The organism is Empedobacter sp. EJD.6dd, assembly GCF_057369435.1.
Genome location: NZ_CM170667.1, coordinates 1,719,979 through 1,744,831, shown reverse-complemented (window position 1 = coordinate 1,744,831; position 24,853 = coordinate 1,719,979). Strand labels below are relative to the sequence as shown.

The 24,853-nt window shown below is 33.8% G+C and carries 35 protein-coding genes; 34 read left to right on the top strand and 1 reads right to left on the bottom strand.

Annotated elements, in window-relative coordinates:
* The 30 genes from fusA to rplQ all read left to right on the top strand — a co-directional run bounded on the left by fusA (position 1) and on the right by rplQ (position 16,558).
* Positions 1-2,124 (top strand): elongation factor G, encoded by a 2,124-nt coding sequence (gene fusA / locus AC2I98_RS08235; RefSeq protein WP_486411237.1) that lies wholly within the window; start codon positions 1-3, stop codon positions 2,122-2,124.
* A 10-nt stretch (positions 2,125-2,134) separates the two neighbouring features.
* Positions 2,135-2,440: a 30S ribosomal protein S10 gene (rpsJ, locus tag AC2I98_RS08230; RefSeq protein WP_019974208.1), complete on the top strand. Its 306-nt coding sequence runs from the start codon at positions 2,135-2,137 to the stop codon at positions 2,438-2,440.
* 248 nt (positions 2,441-2,688) lie between these two features.
* Positions 2,689-3,318: a 50S ribosomal protein L3 gene (gene rplC / locus AC2I98_RS08225; protein ID WP_135835270.1), complete on the top strand. Its 630-nt coding sequence runs from the start codon at positions 2,689-2,691 to the stop codon at positions 3,316-3,318.
* Positions 3,309-3,938, top strand: a complete 630-nt coding sequence (rplD, locus tag AC2I98_RS08220; RefSeq protein WP_486411236.1) for a 50S ribosomal protein L4 — start codon at positions 3,309-3,311, stop codon at positions 3,936-3,938. Before rplC ends, rplD begins: the two co-directional genes overlap by 10 nt.
* Before the next feature lie 10 nt (positions 3,939-3,948).
* Positions 3,949-4,233, top strand: a complete 285-nt coding sequence (gene rplW / locus AC2I98_RS08215) for a 50S ribosomal protein L23 (protein WP_038335466.1) — start codon at positions 3,949-3,951, stop codon at positions 4,231-4,233.
* Positions 4,234-4,248: 15 nt separating this feature from the next.
* Entirely contained in the window at positions 4,249-5,073 is an 825-nt protein-coding gene (gene rplB, locus AC2I98_RS08210) for a 50S ribosomal protein L2 (protein WP_019974203.1), read from the top strand.
* A 3-nt stretch (positions 5,074-5,076) separates the two neighbouring features.
* Positions 5,077-5,355: a 30S ribosomal protein S19 gene (rpsS, locus tag AC2I98_RS08205; RefSeq protein ID WP_019974202.1), complete on the top strand. Its 279-nt coding sequence runs from the start codon at positions 5,077-5,079 to the stop codon at positions 5,353-5,355.
* 9 nt (positions 5,356-5,364) lie between these two features.
* The gene (rplV, locus tag AC2I98_RS08200; protein ID WP_019974201.1) at positions 5,365-5,781 is read left to right on the top strand and encodes a 50S ribosomal protein L22; all 417 of its coding nucleotides are present in this window, start codon (positions 5,365-5,367) and stop codon (positions 5,779-5,781) included.
* Positions 5,782-5,786: 5 nt separating this feature from the next.
* Positions 5,787-6,509, top strand: coding sequence for a 30S ribosomal protein S3 (rpsC, locus tag AC2I98_RS08195; RefSeq protein ID WP_486411235.1), 723 nt, complete (start codon positions 5,787-5,789; stop codon positions 6,507-6,509).
* Positions 6,510-6,545: 36 nt separating this feature from the next.
* Entirely contained in the window at positions 6,546-6,965 is a 420-nt protein-coding gene (rplP, locus tag AC2I98_RS08190; protein WP_038335490.1) for a 50S ribosomal protein L16, read from the top strand.
* Between the two features lie 23 nt (positions 6,966-6,988).
* Entirely contained in the window at positions 6,989-7,177 is a 189-nt protein-coding gene (gene rpmC / locus AC2I98_RS08185) for a 50S ribosomal protein L29 (protein WP_486411234.1), read from the top strand.
* Positions 7,178-7,193: 16 nt separating this feature from the next.
* Entirely contained in the window at positions 7,194-7,448 is a 255-nt protein-coding gene (gene rpsQ, locus AC2I98_RS08180) for a 30S ribosomal protein S17 (RefSeq protein WP_171623145.1), read from the top strand.
* Between the two features lie 8 nt (positions 7,449-7,456).
* Complete coding sequence (rplN, locus tag AC2I98_RS08175) at positions 7,457-7,825, top strand: 50S ribosomal protein L14 (RefSeq protein ID WP_019974196.1); 369 nt, start codon at positions 7,457-7,459, stop codon at positions 7,823-7,825.
* A 9-nt stretch (positions 7,826-7,834) separates the two neighbouring features.
* A complete protein-coding gene (rplX, locus tag AC2I98_RS08170) occupies positions 7,835-8,149 on the top strand; it encodes a 50S ribosomal protein L24 (protein WP_038335509.1) in 315 nt (104 codons plus the stop codon).
* A 1-nt stretch (position 8,150) separates the two neighbouring features.
* Positions 8,151-8,714: a 50S ribosomal protein L5 gene (rplE, locus tag AC2I98_RS08165; protein WP_486411233.1), complete on the top strand. Its 564-nt coding sequence runs from the start codon at positions 8,151-8,153 to the stop codon at positions 8,712-8,714.
* 6 nt (positions 8,715-8,720) lie between these two features.
* Positions 8,721-8,990, top strand: a complete 270-nt coding sequence (gene rpsN / locus AC2I98_RS08160; protein WP_135835265.1) for a 30S ribosomal protein S14 — start codon at positions 8,721-8,723, stop codon at positions 8,988-8,990.
* A gap of 258 nt (positions 8,991-9,248) precedes the next feature.
* A complete protein-coding gene (gene rpsH, locus AC2I98_RS08155; protein WP_135835489.1) occupies positions 9,249-9,650 on the top strand; it encodes a 30S ribosomal protein S8 in 402 nt (133 codons plus the stop codon).
* Positions 9,651-9,672: 22 nt separating this feature from the next.
* Positions 9,673-10,218 carry a 50S ribosomal protein L6 gene (gene rplF, locus AC2I98_RS08150; protein WP_486411232.1) on the top strand — a complete coding sequence of 182 codons (546 nt, stop codon included), beginning with the start codon at positions 9,673-9,675 and terminating at the stop codon, positions 10,216-10,218.
* Positions 10,219-10,231: 13 nt separating this feature from the next.
* Positions 10,232-10,585, top strand: coding sequence for a 50S ribosomal protein L18 (gene rplR, locus AC2I98_RS08145; RefSeq protein ID WP_135835263.1), 354 nt, complete (start codon positions 10,232-10,234; stop codon positions 10,583-10,585).
* A gap of 16 nt (positions 10,586-10,601) precedes the next feature.
* Positions 10,602-11,123, top strand: coding sequence for a 30S ribosomal protein S5 (gene rpsE, locus AC2I98_RS08140; protein ID WP_486411231.1), 522 nt, complete (start codon positions 10,602-10,604; stop codon positions 11,121-11,123).
* Positions 11,124-11,134: 11 nt separating this feature from the next.
* Complete coding sequence (gene rpmD, locus AC2I98_RS08135) at positions 11,135-11,314, top strand: 50S ribosomal protein L30 (protein ID WP_038335538.1); 180 nt, start codon at positions 11,135-11,137, stop codon at positions 11,312-11,314.
* A 30-nt stretch (positions 11,315-11,344) separates the two neighbouring features.
* Positions 11,345-11,800: a 50S ribosomal protein L15 gene (gene rplO / locus AC2I98_RS08130; protein WP_038335541.1), complete on the top strand. Its 456-nt coding sequence runs from the start codon at positions 11,345-11,347 to the stop codon at positions 11,798-11,800.
* Between the two features lie 15 nt (positions 11,801-11,815).
* Entirely contained in the window at positions 11,816-13,186 is a 1,371-nt protein-coding gene (secY, locus tag AC2I98_RS08125; RefSeq protein WP_486411230.1) for a preprotein translocase subunit SecY, read from the top strand.
* 22 nt (positions 13,187-13,208) lie between these two features.
* Positions 13,209-13,424, top strand: a complete 216-nt coding sequence (gene infA / locus AC2I98_RS08120) for a translation initiation factor IF-1 (protein ID WP_019974180.1) — start codon at positions 13,209-13,211, stop codon at positions 13,422-13,424.
* Positions 13,425-13,499: 75 nt separating this feature from the next.
* A complete protein-coding gene (ykgO, locus tag AC2I98_RS08115) occupies positions 13,500-13,616 on the top strand; it encodes a type B 50S ribosomal protein L36 (RefSeq protein ID WP_013598490.1) in 117 nt (38 codons plus the stop codon).
* A gap of 12 nt (positions 13,617-13,628) precedes the next feature.
* Entirely contained in the window at positions 13,629-14,006 is a 378-nt protein-coding gene (gene rpsM, locus AC2I98_RS08110; RefSeq protein ID WP_038335547.1) for a 30S ribosomal protein S13, read from the top strand.
* An 11-nt stretch (positions 14,007-14,017) separates the two neighbouring features.
* The gene (rpsK, locus tag AC2I98_RS08105; protein WP_019974178.1) at positions 14,018-14,407 is read left to right on the top strand and encodes a 30S ribosomal protein S11; all 390 of its coding nucleotides are present in this window, start codon (positions 14,018-14,020) and stop codon (positions 14,405-14,407) included.
* Between the two features lie 47 nt (positions 14,408-14,454).
* Complete coding sequence (gene rpsD / locus AC2I98_RS08100; protein WP_486411229.1) at positions 14,455-15,057, top strand: 30S ribosomal protein S4; 603 nt, start codon at positions 14,455-14,457, stop codon at positions 15,055-15,057.
* Between the two features lie 22 nt (positions 15,058-15,079).
* Complete coding sequence (locus AC2I98_RS08095; RefSeq protein ID WP_171623155.1) at positions 15,080-16,072, top strand: DNA-directed RNA polymerase subunit alpha; 993 nt, start codon at positions 15,080-15,082, stop codon at positions 16,070-16,072.
* A 12-nt stretch (positions 16,073-16,084) separates the two neighbouring features.
* The gene (rplQ, locus tag AC2I98_RS08090; RefSeq protein WP_171623156.1) at positions 16,085-16,558 is read left to right on the top strand and encodes a 50S ribosomal protein L17; all 474 of its coding nucleotides are present in this window, start codon (positions 16,085-16,087) and stop codon (positions 16,556-16,558) included.
* Between the two features lie 177 nt (positions 16,559-16,735).
* On the opposite strand, the gene AC2I98_RS08085 is transcribed toward rplQ, so the two are convergent.
* Positions 16,736-19,108, bottom strand: a complete 2,373-nt coding sequence (locus tag AC2I98_RS08085) for a TonB-dependent siderophore receptor (RefSeq protein WP_486411228.1) — start codon at positions 19,106-19,108, stop codon at positions 16,736-16,738.
* Positions 19,109-19,534: 426 nt separating this feature from the next.
* Here AC2I98_RS08085 and AC2I98_RS08080 point away from each other — a divergent pair, with 426 nt between their 5' ends.
* Genes AC2I98_RS08080 through AC2I98_RS08065 form a run of 4 tightly spaced genes read left to right on the top strand, consistent with a single transcriptional unit; the run spans position 19,535 to position 24,796 of the window.
* A complete protein-coding gene (locus AC2I98_RS08080; RefSeq protein WP_486411227.1) occupies positions 19,535-20,602 on the top strand; it encodes a DUF6263 family protein in 1,068 nt (355 codons plus the stop codon).
* A 1-nt stretch (position 20,603) separates the two neighbouring features.
* The gene (locus AC2I98_RS08075) at positions 20,604-20,861 is read left to right on the top strand and encodes a hypothetical protein (protein WP_486411226.1); all 258 of its coding nucleotides are present in this window, start codon (positions 20,604-20,606) and stop codon (positions 20,859-20,861) included.
* Entirely contained in the window at positions 20,851-23,496 is a 2,646-nt protein-coding gene (locus tag AC2I98_RS08070) for a YfhO family protein (RefSeq protein WP_486411225.1), read from the top strand. The genes AC2I98_RS08075 and AC2I98_RS08070 overlap by 11 nt, the downstream gene beginning before the upstream one ends.
* A 7-nt stretch (positions 23,497-23,503) precedes the next feature.
* Positions 23,504-24,796, top strand: a complete 1,293-nt coding sequence (locus AC2I98_RS08065; protein WP_486411224.1) for a glycosyltransferase family 4 protein — start codon at positions 23,504-23,506, stop codon at positions 24,794-24,796.
* The last annotated feature ends 57 nt before the right edge of the window (positions 24,797-24,853 follow it).

Below are 24,853 nucleotides of genomic sequence, written 5' to 3'. Positions count from 1 at the left end.
ATGGCAAGAGATTTAAAATACACAAGAAATATTGGTATTGCTGCTCACATCGATGCAGGAAAAACTACAACGACAGAGCGTATCTTATTCTATTCAGGTAAGAATCATAAAATTGGAGAAACTCACGAAGGATCAGCTACAACTGACTGGATGGAGCAAGAAGCTGAAAGAGGTATTACAATTACTTCTGCAGCTGTAACAGTAGATTGGACATTCCCAACAGAACAAGGTAAACCATTACCAGACGCTAAAGGATACCACTTTAATATTATCGACACTCCTGGTCACGTTGACTTTACAGTAGAGGTAAACCGTTCTTTACGTGTTTTAGATGGTTTAGTTTTCTTATTCTCAGCAGTAGATGGAGTTGAACCTCAGTCTGAAACAAACTGGCGTTTAGCAGATAACTATAAAGTTCCTCGTTTAGGTTTCGTTAACAAAATGGACCGTCAAGGAGCTGATTTCTTAAATGTTTGTCGTCAAGTACGTGAAATGTTAGGATCAAACGCTGTTCCTATCGTTTTACCAATCGGAGACGAAGCAGACTTTAAAGGAGTTGTAGATTTAATTAAAAACCGTGCAATTGTATGGCATGATGAAAATCATGGTTCTACATTTGATGTTGTTGAAATCCCAGCTGATATGGTTGACGATGTAAGACAATTCCGTGGTCAATTAATTGAAGAAGTAGCTGCGTACGACGAGAACTTATTAGAGAAGTACATGGAGGACGAAAACTCTATTACTGAAGAAGAAGTTCATGCTGCATTACGTGCTGCAACATTAGATATGTCTATCATCCCAATGACTTGTGGATCTTCGTTCAAAAACAAAGGTGTACAATTCATGTTAGATGCTGTATGTCGTTACTTACCATCACCAAGTGATAAAGAAGCGATCCCAGGAACTGACCCAAAAACTGACGAGCCAATCTCGAGAAAGCCTTCAGTTGATGAGCCATTCGCAGCATTAGCATTTAAAATCGCTACTGACCCATTCGTAGGTCGTTTAGCTTTCTTCCGTGCTTATTCTGGTGGATTAGACGCAGGATCTTACGTGTTAAATACTCGTTCTGGTAACAAAGAACGTATTTCTCGTATCTTCCAAATGCACGCTAACAAACAAGAGCCTATCGAGCGTATCGAAGCAGGTGATATTGGAGCTGCAGTAGGTTTCAAAGATATTAAAACAGGAGATACTTTATGTGACGAAAAAGCACCTATCGTATTAGAGTCTATGGACTTCCCAGATCCAGTAATTGGTATTGCAGTTGAGCCTAAAACAAAAGCTGACGTTGATAAATTAGGTATGGCTTTAGCTAAATTAGCTGAAGAAGATCCAACATTCCAAGTAAAAACTGATGAGGCTTCAGGTCAAACAGTTATTTCTGGTATGGGTGAGTTACACTTAGATATCATCGTTGACCGTTTAAAACGTGAATTCAAAGTAGAGGTTAACCAAGGTGAGCCTCAAGTAGAGTACAAAGAGTCATTCTCAAGACCAGCAGATCACCGTGAGGTTTACAAAAAACAATCTGGTGGACGTGGTAAATTTGCTGATATCGTTTTCACAATGGGACCAGCAGATGAAGGAAAAGTAGGTTTAGAATTCGTTTCTGAAATTAAAGGTGGTAACGTTCCTAAAGAATTTATCCCTTCTATTGAGAAAGGTTTCAAAGCTGCAATGAAGAATGGACCTTTAGCAGGATTCGAAATGGATTCGTTAAAAGTTACTTTAAAAGATGGATCTTTCCACCCTGTGGATTCTGACCAATTATCTTTCGAGTTAGCTGCTCAAATGGGTTATAAAGCTGCTGCTAAAGCTGCTGGTGCTCAAATTTTAGAGCCTATCATGAAGTTAGAGGTTTTAACTCCAGAAGAAAACATGGGTGACATCGTTGGTGACTTGAACAGAAGACGTGGACAAGTATCTGGTATGGACGATAGAAATAACGCAAAAGTTATTAAAGCTATGGTTCCATTAGCAGAAATGTTCGGATACGTAACATCATTACGTACATTATCTTCTGGTCGTGCTACATCGACTATGGAATTCGATCACTACGCTCCAGCACCTACAAATGTGTCTGAAGCTGTAATCGCTAAAGCAAAAGGTAACGCTTAATTCAACAAAAATGAGTCAAAAAATTAGAATAAAATTAAAATCTTACGATTATTCTTTAGTTGATAAATCAGCTGAGAAAATTGTAAAAACTGTAAAAGCTACAGGAGCTGTTGTTAATGGTCCTATTCCATTACCAACTCACAAAAGAATCTTTACAGTTTTAAGATCTCCACACGTAAACAAAAAATCTCGTGAGCAATTTCAATTATCAGCTCACAAAAGATTATTAGATATCTATTCATCTTCATCTAAAACAGTAGATGCTTTGATGAAATTAGAATTACCTAGTGGTGTTGAAGTAGAAATTAAAGTGTAGTTAAACAACACTTTAAATAAATATAAACCCTGAGACGTGCACATCTCAGGGTTTTTTTATCGAATTATTTTAGATTTAATCTTTCGTTGTTTTTCTTGGTTTGTAATCTTTTGAAAAATAATTAATTGAAAGTTTGTGGTTTACAAAATAATTCTTACATTTGCATGCTAATTTTAGAGAAGATCTCTAGTGTTCGAAAGAGCACATTCTCTAAAATAATAAACAAATTATTAACATATTTTAATCAAATGTCAGGTATCATTGGTAAAAAAATCGCGATGACTAGCTTATTTGATGAGAACGGGAAAAATATTCCTGTGACTATCGTAGAGGCTGGACCATGTGTGGTTACTCAAGTCAGAACCGTAGAGAAAGATGGGTACGTTGCTGCTCAACTTGGTTTCGATGACGCAAAAGAAAAAAACACGACTAATGCTTTAAAAGGTCACTTTAAAAAAGCAGGAACTACTCCAAAACGTAAGTTGGTTGAGTTTTACGGAGAAGAATTCGTAAACTCTTTAACATTAGGTGGAGAAGTTAACGTTGAGTTATTCAACGAAGGAGAATTTGTAAGTGTTACAGGTACTTCAAAAGGAAAAGGTTTCCAAGGTGTGGTTAAACGTCATGGTTTCGGTGGAGTAGGTCAAGCTACACACGGTCAACATAACCGTTTAAGAGCTCCAGGTTCTATCGGTGCTGGTTCAGATCCATCTCGTGTATTCAAAGGAATGCGTATGGCTGGAAGAATGGGTGGTAAACAAGTTACTGTTCAGAACTTAAAAGTACTTAAAGTGGATGCTGAGAAAAATCTTTTAATTGTTAAAGGTGCTATCCCAGGTCCTAAAAATTCATACGTAATCGTTAGAAGATGGAAGTAGTAGTATTAAACATCAAAGGTCAAGAAACTGGAAGAACAGTATCTTTAGACGAGGCAGTTTTCGGAATTGAGCCTTCTACACACACAGTGTACTTAGAAGTTAAGCAATATTTAGCAGCTCAACGCCAAGGAACTCACAAAGCAAAAGAAAGAGCTGAGATTGCGGGATCTACTCGTAAAATCAAAAAACAAAAAGGAACAGGTACAGCTCGTGCTGGTTCTATTAAATCTCCAGTGTTTAGAGGAGGAGGTAGAGTATTTGGACCACGTCCAAGAAACTACTCTTTCAAATTAAACAAAGCACAAAAGAGATTAGCTAAAAAATCTGTGTTATCACAAAAATTAGCTGAGAATGAAATCAAAGTTGTTGAGAACTTCTCTTTTGAAGCTCCAAAAACTAAAGAGTTCAAAACAGTTTTAGCTGATTTAGGATTAGAGAACACAAAATCTTTATTCGTATTAGGAGAGTCTAATAGCAATGTATATTTATCTTCTCGTAACTTACAAAAAGTTAAAGTTGTTACAACTGAGGAATTAAATGTATTTGATTTAATCAATGCTTCTCAAATCGTATTTTTAGAAGGTTCTTTAGCAACAGTTCAAGAAAATTTAACAAAATAAGACGAAGAAAATGGGAATCATAATTAAACCAGTAATTTCAGAAAAAGCTACAAATAACAGTGAGTTATTAGGGCAATATTCGTTTTATGTAGACACAAAAGCTAACAAAATTCAAATCAAAGAAGCTGTAGAAAAAACTTACGGTGTATCTGTGGTTTCTGTTAGTACTTTAGTTTCTGCTCCAAAAGTAAAAACTCGTTACACAAAAACAGGTTTTCAAACTGGAAAAACAAATAAATTGAAAAAAGCGATCGTTAGCTTAGCTGAAGGTCAAGAAATAGAGTTGTTCGGATAATTTAAGAATTAAAAAATGTCAGTAAGAAAATTAAAACCTATCACCCCGGGACAACGTTTTAGAGTGGTTAATGAATTTGCGGCAGTAGACAAAGGTGCTAAGCCAGAAAAGACATTAGTTGAAGGAAAATCTAAATCGGGTGGACGTAACAACACTGGTAAAATGACAATGCGTTATATCGGTGGTGGACACAAACAAAAATATCGTATCATCGACTTCAAACGTGATAAAGAAGGTGCTGCAACTGTAGAATCTGTACAATACGATCCAAACAGAACTGCATTCATCGCTTTATTGTCTTACGAAGATGGTGAAAAACGTTACATTATTGCTCAAAATGGTTTGAAAGCTGGACAAGTAATTGTTTCAGGAGAAAATGTAGAACCAGAAGTAGGTAATGCTATGAAGCTTAAAAACATGCCATTAGGTACAGTAATCTCTTGTATTGAGTTACGTCCAGGGCAAGGAGCAGTTATGGCAAGAAGTGCAGGTACTTATGCTCAATTAGTTGCGCGTGATGGTAAATATGCTATCGTTAAGTTACCAAGTGGTGAATCAAGAATGATTTTAGTGGAGTGTAAAGCAACAGTAGGTGTTGTTTCTAACACAGATCATCAGTTAGAAGTTTCTGGTAAAGCTGGTCGTTCTAGATGGCAAGGTCGTCGTCCAAGAACTCGTCCAATGGTTATGAACCCTGTAGATCACCCAATGGGTGGTGGTGAAGGTCGTGCGACAGGAGGTATCCCTCGTTCTCGTAACGGTATTCCATCTAAAGGTTACAAAACTCGTGACAAGAAGAAAGCGTCTAACAAATATATTGTTGAAAGAAGAAAAAAATAATTTATGGCACGTTCATTAAAAAAAGGACCATTCATCCACTATAAATTAGAAAAGAAAGTTCTTGCTAACGTAGAAAGCGGTAGCAAAAACGTGATCAAAACATGGTCAAGAGCATCAATGATTTCTCCTGATTTTGTTGGTCAAACAATCGCAGTACACAACGGAAAACAATTTATTCCTGTTTATGTTACTGAGAATATGGTAGGTCATAAATTAGGTGAGTTCGCTCCTACACGTACTTTTAGAGGTCATGCCGGAGCTAAAAACAAAGGAAAAAAATAGTAGAAGGCCATGGGATCTAGAAAAAGATTAAGTAACGAAAGAATCAAAGAAGCTAACAAGCAGGTAGCTTTTGCGAAATTAAATAATGTTCCTACTTCTCCTCGTAAAATGAGATTAGTAGTAGATATTATCCGTGGAGTTGAAATTCAAAAAGCTTTAGGTATTTTAAAATATACTAAAAACCACGCTTCAATTCGTTTGGAAAAATTGTTATTAAGCGCTATCGCTAACTGGCAAATCAAAAACGAAGGAGCTGATGTTGAAGAAGCTGGATTATATGTAAAAGAAATCTCTGTTGACAGTGCACGTCAATTAAAAAGAATTCGTACTGCACCTCAAGGTAGAGCACATAGAATCAGAAAACGTTCAAACCATGTAACTTTGGTTTTAGGAACTAAAGAAGATAAACAAAAAGTACAAGATTAATAGATATGGGACAAAAAACTAATCCAATCGGAAATCGTTTAGGAATCATCAGAGGATGGGATTCTAACTGGTACGGTGGAAATGATTACGGTGATAAAATTGCAGAAGATGCAAAAATTCGTACTTATTTAAGAGCACGTTTGTCTAAAGCCGGAGTTTCTCGTATTTACATCGATCGTACTTTAAAATTGGTTACAGTTACTGTAACTACTGCTCGTCCAGGTATCATTATTGGTAAAGGTGGACAAGAAGTTGACAAATTAAAAGAAGAGTTAAAGAAAATCACAGGTAAAGAGGTTCAAATTAACATCTTCGAAATTAAGAGACCAGAATTAGATGCAATCTTAGTAGGTGATAGTATCGCTCGTCAAATTGAGAATCGTATTTCTTATCGTCGTGCTATTAAAATGGCAATTCAATCAGCAATGAGAATGAACGCAGAAGGAATCAAAGTTCAAATCTCTGGTCGTTTAAACGGTGCAGAGATGGCACGTTCTGAAACTTATAAAGATGGACGTATTCCTTTGTCTACATTCCGTGCAGACATTGATTACCACATTTCAGAAGCTCATACTACATACGGTCGTTTAGGGATCAAAGTATGGATCATGAAAGGTGAGGTATATGGTAAGAGAGAATTATCTCCTTTAGTTGGATTACAGAAAAAACAAAAGAAATCTGACAACGCAAGAAAGGGAGGTGAAAGATCTAATAATAGAAAGCGATAATTTAGTTTAACAACTAACATAAAGAATTAAGTAGATATGTTATCACCGAGAAGAGTAAAGTTTAGAAAAACCCAAAAAGGTAAGATGAAAGGTGTTTCTCACAGAGGAACTCAATTAGCTTACGGGACTTTCGGGATCAAATCTTTAGACGAAGCGTTTATTACAGCACGTCAAATCGAGGCAGCTCGTATTGCTGCAACTCGTTTCATGAAGAGAGAGGGTCAATTATGGATTAAAATATTTCCAGATAAACCAATTACTAAGAAACCAGCAGAGGTACGTATGGGTAAAGGTAAAGGTGCTCCAGAATATTGGGTAGCTCCAGTACAACCAGGTCGTATTTTATTCGAAGTAGGAGGTGTACCAGTAGAGGTTGCAACTGAAGCATTGCGTTTAGCAGCTCAGAAATTACCTGTTAAGACTAAGTTTATCGTTGCACGTGATTTCCAAAATTAATTATTTCAAAAAATTAAGAAAAAATGAAAGCAGCAGATATTAGAAATCTAAGTGTTGAGGAGTTACAAGCTAAAATAGCTGAAGAACAAACAAACTATGATCAATTAAAATTGACTAACGCAGTTTCTCCTGTAGCAAATCCAATCGGTATTAGAGACTTACGCAGAACAATTGCTCGTTTGAATACCGTGTTAAACGAAAAACAATCATAACAGTAATCTGTAACTGATGGAAAGAAAATTAAGAAAAGAAAGAGTAGGTTTAGTTACATCTAATAAAATGGAAAAAACCATTGTTGTAGCTGAAACGAAGAAACAAAAGCACCCATTCTATGGGAAATTCGTTTTAAAAACGAAGAAATATACAGCGCACGACGAATCTAACGAATGTAACGAAGGTGACACAGTGCGTATCATGGAAACTCGTCCTTTGTCTAAAAACAAAAGATGGAGATTAGTAGAAATCATTGAAAGAGCTAAATAATATAAGTTATGTTACAACAAGAATCTAGATTAAAAGTTGCAGATAACACAGGAGCTCGTGAAGCATTAGTAATCCGCGTTTTAGGTGGTACTAAAAGAAGATACGCATCTGTAGGTGATAAAATCGTAGTTGCGATCAAAGAAGCTACACCTTCAGGAAACGTTAAGAAAGGTGCTGTATCAAAAGCTGTTGTAGTTAGAACTAAAAAAGAAGTTCGTAGAAAAGACGGTTCATATATCCGTTTCGACGATAATGCATGTGTATTATTGAACACTCAAGGAGAAATGCGTGGAACTCGTGTATTCGGTCCAGTTGCTCGTGAGTTACGTGATAAAGAATATATGAAAATTGTATCATTAGCCCCAGAGGTATTATAATATAACAACATGGCAAAGTTAAAAATTAAAAAAGGAGACAAAGTAGTCGTATTATCAGGATCTAACAAAGGTCAAACTGGTACTGTGTTACGCGTATTCCCTGACAAAGCTAAAGCTATCGTTGAAGGGGTTAATATTGCAAAAAAACGTGTAAAGCCAAGCGCACAAAATCCACAAGGTGGAGTTGTTGAAAAAGAAGCTCAAATCTATTTATGTAAATTGGCTTTAGTAGATCCAGAAACTGGGAAAGCAACGAAAGTAGCAATCAAAGAAGAAGGAGGTAAAAAAGTAAGAATTGCAAAAAAATCAGGAAAAGCTATCTAAGATGAGTACAACAACATACACACCTCGTCCGCAGGTTAAATATAAAGAAGAGATTGTAGCTGCTCTTAAAGAAGAGTTCGGATACAAATCTATCATGCAAGTTCCTAAATTAGAGAAAATTGTTTTATCTCAAGGTTTAGGAGCTGCTACAGCTGATAAAAAAATCGTTGATTACGCTATCGAAGAGTTAGAATTAATCACAGGTCAAAAAGCAGTTGGAACTATCTCTAAGAAAGATGAAGCAGCTTTCAAATTACGTAAAGGAATGCCAATTGGTGCTAAAGTAACTTTACGTGGTGAGAAAATGTACGAATTCTTAGATCGTTTAGTATCTTCAGCATTACCACGTGTACGTGATTTTAACGGAATTTCTTCTACAGGTTTCGACGGTAGAGGTAACTATAACTTAGGTATCAAAGAGCAAATTATCTTCCCAGAAATTAATATTGATAAAATCAAGAAAATTCAAGGTTTAGATATTACCTTTGTAACTTCAGCGAACACAGATAAAGAAGCGAAAGCTTTATTATCTAAATTCGGATTACCATTTACTAAAGAAAAATAAGAAGTCATGGCTAAAGAATCAATGAAAGCGCGTGAGCGCAAAAGACAAGCATTAGTTGCTAAGTATGCTGCGAAACGTCAAGCTTTATTAGAAGCTGGTGACTACGAAGCATTACAAAAATTACCTAAAAACGCTTCTCCTGTACGTTTACACAACCGTTGTAAATTAACAGGTCGTCCAAAAGGATACATGAGAACTTTCGGGATCTCTCGTGTTACATTCCGTGAAATGGCGAACGAAGGGTTAATCCCAGGTGTTAAAAAAGCGTCTTGGTAATTTACCAATAGCTTTATAAATATAAAAATCCTTACTCTTTATTGAGTAAGGATTTTTTTTATCTCAAATATTTTATGTGTCGATATACAGAGTTATTTGTTGTTTTAACTATACCTTAATGAGTTAAAAATAAAATTTTTAGATTAATAGTTTGTAATTAAAAAATATGCAATATATTTGCAACCCAAATGCATAGTGCATTTTGGTAAAAGTTTAATTTTAAAAGTAGTGCTTAGGCGCTATACTATAGAATTATTTATGTATACAGATCCAATTTCAGATTTTCTAACTCGTGTTAGAAATGCAATGATGGCAGGACACAAAGTAGTGGAAATCCCTGCATCTAAAATTAAAAAAGAGATCACTAAGATCTTATTTGAACAAGGTTACATCTTGAACTACAAATTCGAAGGTCAAGACAAACCTCAAGGAACAATCAAAATCGCTTTAAAGTACGACAAAGTAACTAAAGAGCCAGCAATCCGTAAAATCAAAAGAGCTTCAACTCCAGGTTTACGTCAGTATGCAGGATCTAAAGAATTACCTCGTGTATTAAACGGTTTAGGTGTTGCTATCATTTCAACTTCTAAAGGTGTTATGACAGATAAACAAGCTCGTCAAGAGAATGTTGGTGGTGAAGTTTTATGTTTTGTTTATTAATCTTTTAAAAAATTAAGAAATTATGTCAAGAATAGGACACGCAATAATCAATATTCCTGCAGCTGCAACAGTTGATTTTAAAGATAACGTAGTTACTGTTACAGGTAACAACATTACAATGACAAGAGAGTTAAAAGCTGGATTTGATGTAACAATCGAAAATGGAGTTTTAACTGTAGTTCGTCCAGACGATTCTAAAGATAACAAAGCTTTACATGGTTTATACCGTTCATTAATCAATAATATGATTACTGGTGTAACTGAAGGTTTCAAAAAACAATTAGAATTAGTTGGGGTAGGTTATAGAGCATCTAACCAAGGACAAAAATTAGATTTGTCATTAGGTTTCTCTCACAACATTATTATCGAATTACCAACAGAAGTTAAAGTAGAAACTTTAACTGAAAAAGGTAAAAGCCCAATTATCACATTATCGTCTCACGATAATCAATTATTAGGTATGGTAGTAGCTAAAATCCGTTCTTACCGTAAGCCAGAGCCTTACAAAGGAAAAGGAATTAAGTACGTAGGAGAAATTATTAGAAGAAAAGCAGGTAAATCTGCATAAAAATCATTGAAAAATGGCATTATCTAAAGTAGAAAAAAGACAAAAAATAAAAAGACGCGTGCGTCGAAATATTTTTGGAACAGAAACTAAACCTCGTTTGTCAGTTTACCGTTCTAACAAAGAAATTTACGCTCAAATTATTGACGATAACAGTGGAGTAACTTTAGCTTCTGCATCATCTCGTGAAAAAGGTGTTTCTGTAGAAGGTACTAAAACTGAAGTTTCTGCATCAGTTGGGAAAGCGTTAGCTGCAAAAGCTGTTGCTAAAGGAATTGAAACTGTAGTTTTTGATCGTAACGGTTTCGTATATCATGGTAGAATCAAAGCTTTAGCAGATGGTGCTAGAGAAGGTGGATTAAAATTCTAAAAAAGAGAAAGAAATTATGTTAGGATTTAAAAACGTAGAAAGAGTAAAACCAACAGGTTTAGATTTAAAAGATCGTTTAGTTGGAGTACAACGTGTTACTAAAGTAACAAAAGGAGGTAGAGCATTTGGTTTCTCTGCAATCGTAGTAGTAGGTGACGGAAACGGAGTAGTAGGTTACGGATTAGGGAAATCTAAAGACGTAGCTTCTGCAATCGCTAAAGCTATCGAAGATGCTAAGAAAAACTTAGTACGTATCCCATTATTTAACAACACAATTCCTCACGAACAAGAAGCTCGTTTCGGTGGTGCGCAAGTATTCATCCGTCCAGCAGCAAAAGGTACAGGGGTAATTGCAGGTGGTACAGTACGTGCGGTATTAGAATCAGTTGGTGTACATGATGTATTATCAAAATCAAAAGGTTCTTCTAACCCTCACAATGCAGTAAAAGCTACATTCAGCGCTTTATTAAGCTTACGTTCTGTAGAAACTATTGCACGTCAAAGAGGTATTTCTGTAACTAAAGTATTCAACGGTTAAAAAAAAGTATCATGAGCAAAGTAAGAGTAAAACAAACACGTAGTGCTATCAACCGTGATAAATCTCAAAAAGCTACATTAGTTGCTTTAGGATTAAAAAAGTTGAATCAAGTTGTTGAGCACGAATCAACTCCTCAAATCGAAGGAATGATCCGTAAAATCTCACACTTAGTAGTAGTAGAAAGAGCTTAATCGCTTTTAACCTTTTAAAAATTATTAAAAATGAATTTAAGTAATTTAAAACCAGCTGCTGGTTCAGTACAAAATAAATTCCGTAAAGGTAGAGGTGAAGGTAGTGGAAACGGTTTGACAGCAGGTCGTGGACACAAAGGTGCTAAATCTCGTTCTGGTTATTCAAGAAAAATCGGATTCGAAGGTGGTCAAATGCCTTTACAAAGACGTTTACCTAAATTTGGTTTCAAAAACATCAACAGAGTTGAGTACACTGGAATCAATTTAGATACAATTCAACAATTAGTTGATAACAACAAAATTACAGATACTTTAAACAAAGAAACATTAGTACAGTTAGGATTAGCTCACAAAAATGACTTAGTTAAAATCTTAGGTCGTGGAGAGTTAAAAGCTACTGTTAATGTTACTGCTGATAAATTCACTCAAACAGCTCAAGAAGCTATTGAGAAAGCAGGAGGTAAAGTAGAATTAGTTAACGCTTAAGCATATATTTTATAGATGAAAGGGTTTATACAGACCATAAAAAATATCTGGAGCATAAAAGAATTGAAGGATAAGTTACTTGTAACTATCCTTCTATTGTTGGTATATAGATTCGGTTCTCATATACCACTTCCAGGTGTCGATATTAACGAGGTTAATCGTTTTGTTGCAGACCAAGAAAATGCAAATTCAGGAATTTTAGGATTATTAAACTCTTTTACCGGAGGTTCTTTTAAGAGAGCTTCCGTATTTGCGTTAGGAATTATGCCTTATATCTCTGCTTCAATTGTTATACAATTGATGGGATTAGCAGTACCTTACATCCAAAAACTACAAAAAGAAGGAGAAAGTGGAAGAAATAAAGTAAATCAAATTACAAGATGGTTAACAATTGGGATATGTTTGGTGCAAGCACCAGCTTACCTTACATTGGTGACATCTCAAATTTTACCTTACGATCCAGCTTCGTCATACGCTATTTATGTTATCCCTCCAACCAACTTTTGGTTCTGGTTCCCTTCAACAATCATTTTGATTACGGGAACAATCTTTGCCATGTGGATGGGAGAAAAAATTACTGACAAAGGTATAGGTAATGGTATATCAATCTTAATTATGGTTGGTATCTTAGCCGACTTACCAAAAGCAATTTTCAATGCGTTTGAAGTAGATCCTTCAAATGGTATTTTCTTCTTGATAGAAATGTTAGGGTTAATCCTAGTTATTGCAATGTGTATTATGATTGTAGCAGCTGTACGTAAAGTACCTGTGCAATATGTAAGAAGAGCGCAAACTTCAAGTAGTTCATATATGAGATCGGTTACAGATTCTGTACGTTCATATATTCCACTTAAAGTAAATGCGGCAGGTGTAATGCCTATAATCTTTGCCCAAGCAATTATGTTTTTACCAGGAACATTGGCAAATTATTTTCTAGATGAAGGAAGTCCTATCAAAGCATTCTTCGCAAAAATGGCAGATCCATTTACATGGGAATACAATTTGATTTTTGGGTTACTAATTATCATCTTCACTTATTTCTATACTGCGATTACAATTCCAGTAAACCAAATGGCTGAAGATCTAAAACGTAACGGAGGAATCATCCCTGGAATCCGTCCTGGAAAAGAAACTGCAAATTTTTTAGACGAAATTTTATCAAAAATTACGTTACCTGGAGCAATTTTACTAACTTTGCTTGCTGTTTTGCCAGCGATTGTAAAATTATTAGGTGTAGAACAGAGCTTAGCAATGTTCTTTGGAGGTACATCAATGTTAATTATGGTGGGAGTTATCTTAGATACTGTACAACAAATTAATACATATTTATTAAATCACCGTTACGATGGTTTAATGTCTTCAGGTAGAACTTCAAGAGATATCTAATAAGATTTTATTAAAAAGATTTATGGCTAAACAAAAACATATTGAACAAGACGGTACGATTACAGAAGCATTATCCAATGCAATGTTCCGTGTCGAATTAGAAAATGGACATGTTGTAACATGTAACATCTCTGGTAAAATGCGTATGCACTATATCAAATTATTACCAGGGGATAGAGTTAAAATAGAGATGTCTCCTTACGATTTAACGAAAGGTAGAATATCTTACAGATACTAAAAGAAATAATAACGACTGGTGGTAGAGTTAATGTAGATACGTTAACTCTATCGGATTATAAATAAATTTACAAAGATGAAAATTAGAGCATCCATTAAAAAGAGAAGTGCTGACTGTAAAATTGTGCGTCGTAAAGGACGTCTGTATGTGATCAACAAAAAGAATCCTAAGTTTAAACAAAGACAAGGTTAATTATTTAGAATTATGGCAAGAATTTCAGGTGTAGATTTACCTAAAAACAAAAGAGGGGTAATCGGACTTACATACATTTACGGGATCGGTAGAAGCAGTGCTTCTAAAATCTTAGCTGAGAACAATATCTCAGAAGATACTAAAGTTAGCGAATGGACTGATGAAGAAATCAACGCAATCCGTGCATCGATCAATGAAACTTTCAAAGTAGAAGGTGAATTAAGATCAGAAATCCAATTAAACATCAAACGTTTAATGGATATCGGATGTCAAAGAGGTATTCGTCACAGATTAGGTTTACCATTACGTGGTCAAAGAACTAAAAACAACTCACGTACAAGAAAAGGTAAAAAGAAAACAGTTGCTAACAAGAAAAAAGCCACTAAATAATAAATAGGATCATGGCAAAGAATCAGAAAGTAGTAAAGAAAAGAAAAGTAGTTATTGAAGCTACTGGACAAGCTCATATTCAAGCATCGTTTAACAACGTTATCGTTACATTAACTAACAAAAACGGTGAAGTTATCTCTTGGTCTTCAGCAGGTAAAATGGGATTCCGTGGATCTAAAAAGAACACTCCTTACGCTGCTCAAGTAGCTGCTCAAGATGCAACAACAGTTGCATACGAAGCAGGATTAAGAAGAGTTAAAGTATTCGTGAAAGGACCAGGTCAAGGTCGTGAATCTGCTATTAGAACAATTCATAACGGTGGTATCGAGGTTTCTGAAATCGTTGATGTTACTCCATTACCACATAATGGATGTCGTCCACCTAAAAAGAGAAGAGTATAATCATTTTTCTCAATTTAATTATTTAATATATTTAATAGTAACAAATCATGGCAAGATATACAGGACCAAAAACTAAAATTGCAAGAAAATTTGGAGCACCAATTTTCGGAGACGATAAATCTTTTGAGAAAAAGAAATATCCTCCAGGGCAACACGGACCTAACAAAAGAAGAGCTAAAAAATCAGAATACGCTATTCAGTTAACTGAAAAACAAAAAGCGAAATATACTTACGGTATCTTAGAGAAACAATTTGCTAACTTATACAAAAAAGCAAATGCTTCTAAAGGAATTACAGGTGAAGTATTATTACAATTATGTGAATCTCGTTTAGATAACGTAGTTTACCGTTTAGGTATTGCAAACTCACGTAGTGCTGCACGTCAATTAGTATCTCACAAACACGTAACTGTAAACGGAGAAGTTGTTAATATCCCATCTTACCAATTAAAAGCTGGTGATGTTATCGCTGTTAGAGAGAAATCTAAATCTTTAACTGCAATCACAAACTCTTTACACGCACGTAGCGAGTACGATTGGTTAGTTTGGAATGATGAGCAAAAATCAGGTACTTTTACAAAAGCTCCAGAAAGAGTTCAAATCCCAGAAGATATCAAAGAGCAATTAATCGTCGAGTTATATTCTAAATAAACCTTAAAATCAGACTAATAAAATGACTATTTTAAATTTCATCAAACCTGACAAAGTAATCTTAGTAGAGTCTGACTCTCAATTCGGACAATTCGAGTTCCGTCCATTAGAGCCAGGATACGGGATTACAGTTGGAAATGCTCTACGTAGAGTTTTACTTTCTTCTTTAGAAGGATATGCAATCACGTCGATCAAAATCGAAGGTGTTGAGCACGAATTTTCAACTATTCCAGGAGTAGTGGAAGATGTTACAGAGATCATTTTAAATCTGAAAAAGGTTCGTTTTAAGAAACAAATTGATGAATCAGATGCTGAAACTGTAACTGCTACTATCTCAGGGCAAGATCAATTAACAGCAGGTGATTTAGGGAAATTTATTTCTGGATTCCAAGTTTTAAACCCTGAATTAGTAATCGCTAACTTAGACGCTAAAGTAAACGTAACTATTACATTTACAATCGAAAAAGGTAGAGGATACGTACCAGCTGATGAGAATAAAAAGGCTTCTGCGCCAATCGGTACTATAGCAATTGATTCTATTTACACTCCTATTAAGAATGTAAAATATGCAATTGAAAACTATCGTGTAGAACAAAAAACTGATTATGAAAAATTAGTTTTTGAAATTACTACAGATGGATCTATAACACCTCAAGATGCTTTAACTGAAGCAGCTAAAATCTTAATTCACCACTTTATGTTGTTCTCAGATGAGAGAATTACATTAGAAGCGGAAGAAGTTGCATCTGGTGAAACTTACGATGAAGAAGCGTTACATATGCGCCAATTATTGAAAACAAAATTGGTAGATATGGATTTATCAGTAAGAGCATTAAATTGTTTAAAAGCAGCTGAAGTTGAAACATTAGGCGAATTAGTTTCTTTCGCTAAGTCTGACTTAATGAAATTCAGAAACTTTGGTAAGAAATCTCTTACAGAGTTAGAAGAATTGGTGGACAGCAAAGGTCTTAACTTTGGAATGGACATCGTAAAATATAAGTTAGACGTAGAATAATTTTATTAAAAAATGAGACACGGAAAAAAATTTAACCATTTAGGTAGAACTGCCTCTCATAGAAGAGCTTTATTATCTAATTTAGCTATAGCGTTGATTACTCACAAGAGAATTAACACAACAGTAGCAAAGGCTAAAGCATTACAAACATATGTTGAGCCTTTATTGACAAAGTCTAAAACAGACGATACGAACAACCGTCGCGTTGTATTTTCATACTTACAAGATAAAGAAGCTGTAACTGAATTATTCAGAACTGTAGCTCCTAAAATTGCTAATCGCCCAGGAGGATACACTCGTATCATCAAAACTGGTTTCCGTTTAGGTGACGGTGCTGATACAGCAATGATCGAGTTAGTAGATTTCAATGATATCTACACTAACACGAAAGTTGAAAAGAAAGCAACTACACGTCGTAGTAGAAAAAGTACTAAAACAGAAGAAGCTGCACCAGCTGCTGAAACTGAAAGTACAGAAGAAGCATAATCTATTCGATTATAATATGAAAAGCCTCGCAATGCGAGGCTTTTCTATTTGATAAATGAATAACTATTTAAATAGATTATAAGATTTTAAATAGATAACGATAATAACAATTCAATTATTAACAGCTATAAATTGAAAAAAGCCACCCTGTTGAGTGGCTTTAAACTTTTATGGCGATTAAAACTTATATCTCAATGTTCCCATAAATTGTCTTGGAGCAATAGGATTGACACTATAATTTTCGTGAACTATATAATTTAATTCGTCTGTAATATTTGAAACTTTAAATAATAAAGATATTTTTTTCCATGCATAGCCTGCTGAAACATCTATTGTTGTATATGCATCCAAAGGAATTTCACGGTCTAATATTCCGCCAGGTAGAGAAGGATCAATTTGATTATTCCAACCACCTACTCGTTTTCCAATATAATTTCCAATAGCACCAAATGAAATACCTTTTAAATTACCATTTGTAACCGTGTAAAAGAAACTTAAATTAGCTGTATTAGCAGGTGTTCTTACTAAACGATCGCCTTCAATAAAACTACCTTTTAGTCCTGATGTTTTTGCGTATCGCATATCATTGTAGCTGTAACCTGCCATTAAACTTAATCCTGTAATTGGTCGAGCAGTTAAATCAATTTCAATACCTTTACTTTTTGTAGCTCCACTCAATACTTTTATACTTGTATCTGTATTTGGTGTTCCATCAGCTTTAAATTCTGCAGTTTGTGCTAAATTGTTATTTTTGATTTCATACAATGTTACATTTGTGCTTAATAAGCCTTTCCAGAAATCTTTTTTAATTCCCACTTCATATTGATCTATTATAGATGGTTTTATTGCAACTAAATCTACAGTAGTTCCTGTATTTGGTGTAAATGAATTAGAGTAACTTGCAAAAATAGCCATGTCTTTTATTGGTTGATAAACTAAACCAACTTTAGGCGAAAACGCTTCATCAACACGTTTTCCATCTTTTTTAATTTCAATAGGATTCTTTGTTAAATCTGTAGTTGTTACTTGAGCTTCTTGCCAAGACCAGCGCAATCCAGCTAAAACTTTGAAATTATGCGTTAAAGAGATTAAATCTTGTAAATATATTCCAAAACGATTGGTAGCAGTTTTTGCAATTTTTGTATTCGTAGCGTTTGGAATTGCTCCTCCTTGATCGAAGTTTTCGAAATCAAAGATGTTTCCACTTCCATAAGTTGTAGGATTGAATACAAATGTATATGATTTAGCAGTTGAATAATCAAAATCTACTCCAGTAAACAATTGATGTTTAATTTTTCCTGTATTTAAATTTCCTTGAAGATTAAGCTGATTCGCATAAGCTTGTTCTGTATTCTTATTTTGTCCTAAAGGTCGCGCCCAATCACCATTTGCTTTTGGTTGAATTCGTTCTGTTCCTTTTGAAGTCCTGTCATAATCCTGAAATGATGCATTAAAATTTAATTTCCAATTGTTATTAAATTCATGTTTGATTAAAGAACTTAAACTTGCTTGACGGGTTTTTCCATTAGACCAAGTTGCTCCTAAGTACATGTTTCTTGGTAAGTCGACAATTTCTTTTCTAATAATAGCTGTTCCAAAATCAGGAGTCCAATCATCATTCAAATAATCTGCCTGAATAACAACTTCTGTTTTATCAGAAACTTTAAACAAAAATGATGGATTGATATAATAACGTTCTCTTTTTACAACATCTCTAAAACTTTCAGAATTTTCATACGATCCAATCAAACGATAAGCAATGGTATTATTAATAGGTCCATAAATATCTACAGATGGTTTATAAAAATTATAACTACCCATTTGCATACTTACTTCTCCACCAAAATCAAATCGAGGTTTTTTTGTCACCATGTTCAAAACACCTCCAGGAGCTACATTACCAAATAATAAGGCAGCACCTCCTTTCAAAACTTCAACTTTTTCTAATGAAGATACTTCTGGAATTGAACCATTGTTAAATCGAAAACCATTTTTAAACATATTGTTTGATGACATATCATATCCTCTCGAAAAAAAAGATTCTGTAGCAGCTCCACGAGCAGAGCCAACATATACACCATTTACATTTTTGATTACATCGCTCAGTTTGATTGATTGTTGCTGTTCTATAACTTGATGATTAACAATCTGAAAACTTTGCGGTAAATCCATTGGTTGTATATCCAAACCAGAGAGAATAGTCTCTTTCTTCTTGTTAGGTGAATCGTTTATTTTGATGACAACTTCATTTAGTGAAGTAATATCTTCGTTCAAAACAAAAGTAAAAGTAGTTACTTCATTCATCACGACATCTAGTGATTGAGATTGTTTTTTTAATCCTTCTCCTTCTAACGTTATAGTATGATGACCTTCTGGGAAGTTTTCAAATCTAAATTTACCATTTTTATTCGTGGTTTTAGATTTTGATGATTTTCCTATTTTAATTAGGATGCCAGAAACAGGATAACCATCCGCTGAAGTAATTTTACCTTCAATAATTCCTGTATTTTGTGCCAATGCACAAATCGAACTAAATAGTAGTATGATCAAAATTTTATATTTTGTATACATAAGTTATATTTATTTAGAATAGATAAATTTTATAGCGCAAATGTAAAATTTTATAATCAAGAATTAAATTTATTTAGAATAATTAATAATAGTATGTTAATTAATAGATTATGAATTATATAATTGTTTATTATTCATTTTTTAGAAAAAGTTTTTTTAATAAATTAAAAAGTATATTATTTATTTACGTCAATAGTTTTTCTTAAAAAATCAAATCTATTATTCAATATAAAGCTGACATAAGGTGAAAGCGTAATTATTTTTTTAACGTTAAATAGATTATTTTACGATTTAGTTAATCTTCTTAGAATAAATGAATTAAAATCTTAATGTTAAAAAATCAACTAAAATCATTATTTTTGGATTGATTTTGGCAATAAACCAATTATCAAACATAAAATTGATATGAAAAAATTACTATTCATGATGGCTGTCGCAATGGCAGTAGTTTCATGTAAAAAAGATGATAAAGTTGTAGGAAAAGATAAAGATGGAAAAGAACTTATTGTAAATGAAAAAGGTGATACAGTTGCAAAAACTGAAGTTACTGATTCTTTGAAAATCGAAACTCCTGCAGTTCCAGAAGTGGTTGCCATTGCTAAAGGTGCTGATGATAAATATGCCTACAAATATAATTTAGAGATTGGAAAAACATACCCAATGACGTTAGGAATAAAGACAACGCATTCGGCTTCGGATGGTAAACAATCTCAGAAAATGTCTAGCGAAAGCAAAAAACAAATTGATTATACGGTAAAAGATTTTAAAGATGGTGTGTACACATTAGAAGTGAAATCTAAACATTATAGTGAGAAAATGACAGATCCATCAGGAAAGTCGATTTCTTATGATACAAATTCTGCTAAACCAGCTAACAAAGATATTGCAGTTTCTTGGTCTATCTATAAAGCGATGACAGGGAAAACATATACAATGAAAGTTGATCAGAAAGGAAAAGTTGTAAGTGTTGACGGATTAGATGCAATCAAAAAATCAATTCTAAATTCTGTAAAAACACAAGTAAGTGCTGAAGAATTTAAATTCTTTACTCAGATTATTGATAACTCATTGAATAAACAAGCCATTTCTTCTCAGTTTGAAGAAACGATGAATATTTTCCCTAATAAAACCTTAGCTTTAAAAGAATCTTGGAGCGATAGTCAAAAAGTTGATCAAGGTCCAATGAAAGGAAATATTTCAATGAAGAGAACTTTAGCAAGTGTAGAACCTGCAAATACAACAATTACTGTAACAGGAACACAAAGTTTAAAAGGAAATGAGTCGCAACAAGGAGTTACAATGTCTGCGAACAGTAGTGCGAATGTAGATGGAAAAATTTTGTTGGATACTAAATCTGGTTGGATCAACAAAGTTAATTTAACGAAAAAGGAAACATTAAAACGTACAGTTGAAGCGCAAGGTCAAAAACAAACCATGACCGAATCGGTTACAACTGTCACAACAGTCAACTAAAATGAAAACAATACTTTGGATTATAATTTTAAGTATCATATTTTTAACGATATTTAGATTTTTGAGAAAAGTATTTGCTGTCAAGAAAGTTTTTCAAGAAGCTATAAACCAGCAAAGAAATGCTTATAATCAGAGCCAAGACTCAAATGATTCGCATAACGAATCACAACAAAACACATCTTTCGATAAACCGAAATTTAATATTGACGCTGAAACGGTGGATTACGAAATAATCGAAGAAAAAAAGCATGAAAAATAAAAAGAATTTACTCTACGTTCTTATCTCATTGTTACTTTTTGTAGTAATAGCATTGGTGTATTGTGCGCCAGTTTTATCAGGCAAATCTGTTATACAGCCCGATATTATCAACTACAAAGGTAGTGCGCAAGAAATGTTGACATACCAAGACAAAACAGGTGAAAATGTCTATTGGTCTGATGCTATGTTTGGCGGAATGCCAACTTATCAAACTGGTGCGAAATATAGTTTTGATATCATCAAAACTATTGATGGTGCGTTCAGATTTTTACCACGTCCGGCAGATTATATATTCTTGTTATTTACAGGATTTTTTATTCTTGGATTAACGGTTTTCAAAAAATGGCAATATGCTTTAGTTGGTGCAATTTTCTTTGCTTTTGGTTCGTATTATTTCGAATTAATTGCAGCTGGACATAACGGGAAATTACATACAATAGGTTATTTTGCGCCTCTGGTTGCAGGAATTCTTTTGTTGTATCGCAAAAAATATATTGCAGGTTTTGTTTTAACTACGCTATTTATGGGACTACAACTACAAGCGAATCACATCCAAATGACATTCTATTTGTTTTTAGCGATGTTAGTTTTTGCAATTGTTCAATTCATTGATAGTTTAAAAAAGAAAGAATTACCAGATTTCTTAAAATCATCTGCATTAGTTGTTCTAGCTGTTATTATTGCTGCAGGATTGAATGCAAATCGATTATTGTCTACTTACGAGTACAGCAAAGAAACGACACGTGGAAAATCTGAGATGACATTGTTGAAAAAGAATTCGAATGGATTAGATCACGATTATATCACTCAATGGAGCTATGGAAAATTAGAAACATTAAATCTTTTTATTCCTAATTTGATGGGTGGTGGTTCGCAAACAAATCCAGAAGATTTAAAAAATTATACATCAGAATTACAAAATACGCAATATAGTCTTGGTGAAGACGAGTTCAATCAGCAAGTTTTTCAAGCGGTAGCAAGTCAGCCGAGAAGTGCATATTGGGGAGATCAGCCAGGAACTTCTGGTCCAGCTTATCAAGGAGCTGTAGTTGTATTTTTATTTATTATCGGAATTTTTATGGTTCGAGGAAATTATTCGACCTATAAAAAATGGTTAGTTGGCGCAACAATTCTAAGTTTCATTTTGGCTTGGGGTAAAAATTTACCTTTCGTAACCAATTTATTCATCGATTATTTCCCGATGTATGATAAGTTTCGTGCAGTTTCGTCAATCTTAGTAATTGCTGAATTCACAATGCCTTTCTTAGCCATTTTAACGTTATATTATTTCTTTAATTCTGATGAGTCTGATGATTTCAAAAAGAAAGTACTTTATATAGCTGGTGGTTCTACGGTTGGTGTTTTAATCATTTTCTTCTTATTTGGTGGAATGATTTTCCCATTTACATCAGAGAATGAACGTTTAATGACAGAACAATTAATCGGACAAATTCAGCAAGCTAATCCAAATGCAATAGGACTTTGGGATGGATTGATTAAACGATTAGATGAAGCATTAATTCAAGATAGAATTTCAATGTTTAAAGCGGATACAGTTCGCACATTGATTTTTGTTTTGTTAACAATGGCTTTGTTATTGGCGTATTTATTCAAGTTTATCAAAAAAACAATTATTGTTATTTTAGCGATTGGAGCATTAGCTTTTATTGATGGTTTTACGGTGAACAAAAGATATTTGAACGAAGATAATTTTGTATCAAAATATATTGTAGATAATCCTTTTCCAACAGAAATGTCGCCTCGTTTACAAACCGAAGCAGAAAACAATAATAATGTAGCGCAAATAGCTTACAAGGTTCCGTTGAATAATTTATTATCGAACATATCAAAACAAGATAAATCACATTTCCGTGTTTACAATACAGTTTTGAGCACTTTTAATGAAGCAGGTACTTCATATTTTGTTCCTTCAATTGGTGGTTATCACGCAGCAAAATTAGGAAAATACCAAGATGTTGTAGATATCTATTTTTCTCAAGATCCGCAATTAAAAAAATACGGAATCAAAGATGAAACAGGTTTGATCAATGTATTGAATATGATGAATACAAAATACATTATTCATGGAAGTCCAACTGAGCCACAAGTACAGCAAAATCCTACAGCTTTAGGAAGTGCTTGGTTAGCTTCAAATATTAAATGGACAGAAAATGCGAACGATGAAATTTTAGCTATAAATTCTACATCAGTTAACAATACGGTTATTTTACGTAAAGATTTGGTTGAGAATAAAAGCTTGAATGTTTCAGCTGATGCTAATGCGAAAATAGAATTGGTTGATTATTCACCAATAAAAATGACGTACAAATCGTCTTCAAATACTGATCAGATTGCTGTTTTTTCAGAAGTTTATTATCCACATGGATGGATTGCAACGGTAGACGGAAAAGAAGTTCCGATCGAGAAAGCAAATTACGTATTACGTGCAGTTCCTGTACAGAAAGGAAATCATACAATTGTGATGGAATTTAAACCACAAGTTATTTCTACTGGAAATATGATTGTGATTGTTTCAAATATTTTACTTTTAATCGTTGTGGCTGGAGGGATTTATTTGGGATACAAAAAATGTTCTACAAAAGAGAATTTAAACTTAGCCACTGAAAAGGCTTAACTTTAGAATGAAAAAAATATTAATCATCACCTATTACTGGCCTCCTGCGGGAGGTCCTGGTGTTCAAAGATGGTTGAAATTCACAAAATATCTTCCTGAATTTGGATATGAAACCTATGTTTATATTCCAGAAAATCCTTCTTATCCAATTCTTGATGAAACTTTAGCCAAGGATATTAATCCAAAAGTTAAAATCGTCAAGAATAAAATTTGGGAACCTTATCAGCTAGCAGAAAAACTGAATCCAAAAAATAAAGCTTACAAAGGTGGACATTTCGAGAAAAAAGAAAATCAATCTTTTATGTCGAAGTTGTCGGTTTTTGTACGAGGAAATTTCTTTATTCCAGATGCGCGAAAGTTTTGGGTAAATTCTTCTGCTGAATTTTTAAAAGACTTTTTACAAAAAGAAAATATAGATACTATTGTAACTTCTGGTCCGCCCCATAGTTTACATTTGATCGGTTTGAAATTGAAAAAACAATTACCAAATCTTAAATGGTTAGCTGATTTTAGAGATCCTTGGACGCAGATTAGTTATCACAAAGAATTGAAATTAACGTCTTGGGCTGCCAAAATACACGAAGATTTAGAGCGGGAAGTGATGCAAAAAGCAGATGTTGTTTTAGCAACAAGTTATGCAGATGGCGAAAATTTCAAAAAAATTGGAGCAAAGCGAGTTGAAGTGATTACAAACGGTTTTGAAGCAGTAAAGCAACAAATAGAGAAAGATCAAAATCACTTTCATTTGACATATTCTGGAGGTCTGGAAATGCTTAGAAATCCAATTGCTTTGTGGAAAGCTTTAGCTGAAATTAGTAACGAAAATCAGTCTTTCAGAGAAGATTTTAAACTTAATTTTTATGGTTCTTTGGCTGATGATGTCAAACAAACAATTCTTGAACAAGGTTTACAACATAATTTAATTGTTCATGGCTATGTTTCGCACCAAGAATCATTGAATGCGATAAATTCTGCGAATATTTTAATCTTAACAAACTTTGATAATGTTGCTTCAAAAGGAATTATTCCAGGTAAATTATTTGAATATATGGCAACAGGAAATCCAGTTTTAGCCATTGGGCCTGCTGATGCTGATGTTGAAAAAATACTTCAAAAAACCAAAGCAGGAGATTATTTTAGTCATCAACAAGTTGGAGAAATCAAAGCATTTATTCTTTCTATTTACAATCAATGGTTAAGAAATCCAAACCAAAAATTTGAAACAAACGAAGAAGAAGTACAACAATTCAATCGCAAGAATTTAACTAAAAAGTTGGTAGAAGTGGTAGATGGATTATAAGGAATATATTTTTTAACAATATTATCTAAATATTTCTGTTTAAGGGTTATATTTAAT

Excerpts from the sequence above, each read along its gene's own strand:
- rplX (WP_038335509.1), top strand. The coding sequence starts at position 7,835 with ATGGCAAAGTTAAAAATTAAAAAAGGAGACAAAGTAGTCGTATTATCA.
- infA (WP_019974180.1), top strand. The coding sequence starts at position 13,209 with ATGGCTAAACAAAAACATATTGAACAAGACGGTACGATTACAGAAGCA.
- rplW (WP_038335466.1), top strand. The coding sequence starts at position 3,949 with ATGGGAATCATAATTAAACCAGTAATTTCAGAAAAAGCTACAAATAAC.
- rpsD (WP_486411229.1), top strand. The coding sequence starts at position 14,455 with ATGGCAAGATATACAGGACCAAAAACTAAAATTGCAAGAAAATTTGGA.
- AC2I98_RS08075 (WP_486411226.1), top strand. The coding sequence starts at position 20,604 with ATGAAAACAATACTTTGGATTATAATTTTAAGTATCATATTTTTAACG.
- AC2I98_RS08080 (WP_486411227.1), top strand. The coding sequence starts at position 19,535 with ATGAAAAAATTACTATTCATGATGGCTGTCGCAATGGCAGTAGTTTCA.
- rpsC (WP_486411235.1), top strand. The coding sequence starts at position 5,787 with ATGGGACAAAAAACTAATCCAATCGGAAATCGTTTAGGAATCATCAGA.
- rpsM (WP_038335547.1), top strand. The coding sequence starts at position 13,629 with ATGGCAAGAATTTCAGGTGTAGATTTACCTAAAAACAAAAGAGGGGTA.
- rplV (WP_019974201.1), top strand. The coding sequence starts at position 5,365 with ATGGGATCTAGAAAAAGATTAAGTAACGAAAGAATCAAAGAAGCTAAC.
- rplE (WP_486411233.1), top strand. The coding sequence starts at position 8,151 with ATGAGTACAACAACATACACACCTCGTCCGCAGGTTAAATATAAAGAA.
- rplF (WP_486411232.1), top strand. The coding sequence starts at position 9,673 with ATGTCAAGAATAGGACACGCAATAATCAATATTCCTGCAGCTGCAACA.
- rplB (WP_019974203.1), top strand. The coding sequence starts at position 4,249 with ATGTCAGTAAGAAAATTAAAACCTATCACCCCGGGACAACGTTTTAGA.
- rplP (WP_038335490.1), top strand. The coding sequence starts at position 6,546 with ATGTTATCACCGAGAAGAGTAAAGTTTAGAAAAACCCAAAAAGGTAAG.
- rpsK (WP_019974178.1), top strand. The coding sequence starts at position 14,018 with ATGGCAAAGAATCAGAAAGTAGTAAAGAAAAGAAAAGTAGTTATTGAA.
- AC2I98_RS08095 (WP_171623155.1), top strand. The coding sequence starts at position 15,080 with ATGACTATTTTAAATTTCATCAAACCTGACAAAGTAATCTTAGTAGAG.
- rplC (WP_135835270.1), top strand. The coding sequence starts at position 2,689 with ATGTCAGGTATCATTGGTAAAAAAATCGCGATGACTAGCTTATTTGAT.
- rpsQ (WP_171623145.1), top strand. The coding sequence starts at position 7,194 with ATGGAAAGAAAATTAAGAAAAGAAAGAGTAGGTTTAGTTACATCTAAT.
- rpmD (WP_038335538.1), top strand. The coding sequence starts at position 11,135 with ATGAGCAAAGTAAGAGTAAAACAAACACGTAGTGCTATCAACCGTGAT.
- secY (WP_486411230.1), top strand. The coding sequence starts at position 11,816 with ATGAAAGGGTTTATACAGACCATAAAAAATATCTGGAGCATAAAAGAA.
- fusA (WP_486411237.1), top strand. The coding sequence starts at position 1 with ATGGCAAGAGATTTAAAATACACAAGAAATATTGGTATTGCTGCTCAC.
- rplN (WP_019974196.1), top strand. The coding sequence starts at position 7,457 with ATGTTACAACAAGAATCTAGATTAAAAGTTGCAGATAACACAGGAGCT.
- ykgO (WP_013598490.1), top strand. The coding sequence starts at position 13,500 with ATGAAAATTAGAGCATCCATTAAAAAGAGAAGTGCTGACTGTAAAATT.
- rpsS (WP_019974202.1), top strand. The coding sequence starts at position 5,077 with ATGGCACGTTCATTAAAAAAAGGACCATTCATCCACTATAAATTAGAA.
- rpsH (WP_135835489.1), top strand. The coding sequence starts at position 9,249 with ATGTATACAGATCCAATTTCAGATTTTCTAACTCGTGTTAGAAATGCA.
- AC2I98_RS08070 (WP_486411225.1), top strand. The coding sequence starts at position 20,851 with ATGAAAAATAAAAAGAATTTACTCTACGTTCTTATCTCATTGTTACTT.
- rplD (WP_486411236.1), top strand. The coding sequence starts at position 3,309 with ATGGAAGTAGTAGTATTAAACATCAAAGGTCAAGAAACTGGAAGAACA.
- rpsE (WP_486411231.1), top strand. The coding sequence starts at position 10,602 with ATGTTAGGATTTAAAAACGTAGAAAGAGTAAAACCAACAGGTTTAGAT.
- rplO (WP_038335541.1), top strand. The coding sequence starts at position 11,345 with ATGAATTTAAGTAATTTAAAACCAGCTGCTGGTTCAGTACAAAATAAA.
- rpsJ (WP_019974208.1), top strand. The coding sequence starts at position 2,135 with ATGAGTCAAAAAATTAGAATAAAATTAAAATCTTACGATTATTCTTTA.
- rpsN (WP_135835265.1), top strand. The coding sequence starts at position 8,721 with ATGGCTAAAGAATCAATGAAAGCGCGTGAGCGCAAAAGACAAGCATTA.
- rplR (WP_135835263.1), top strand. The coding sequence starts at position 10,232 with ATGGCATTATCTAAAGTAGAAAAAAGACAAAAAATAAAAAGACGCGTG.
- AC2I98_RS08065 (WP_486411224.1), top strand. The coding sequence starts at position 23,504 with ATGAAAAAAATATTAATCATCACCTATTACTGGCCTCCTGCGGGAGGT.
- rplQ (WP_171623156.1), top strand. The coding sequence starts at position 16,085 with ATGAGACACGGAAAAAAATTTAACCATTTAGGTAGAACTGCCTCTCAT.
- rpmC (WP_486411234.1), top strand. The coding sequence starts at position 6,989 with ATGAAAGCAGCAGATATTAGAAATCTAAGTGTTGAGGAGTTACAAGCT.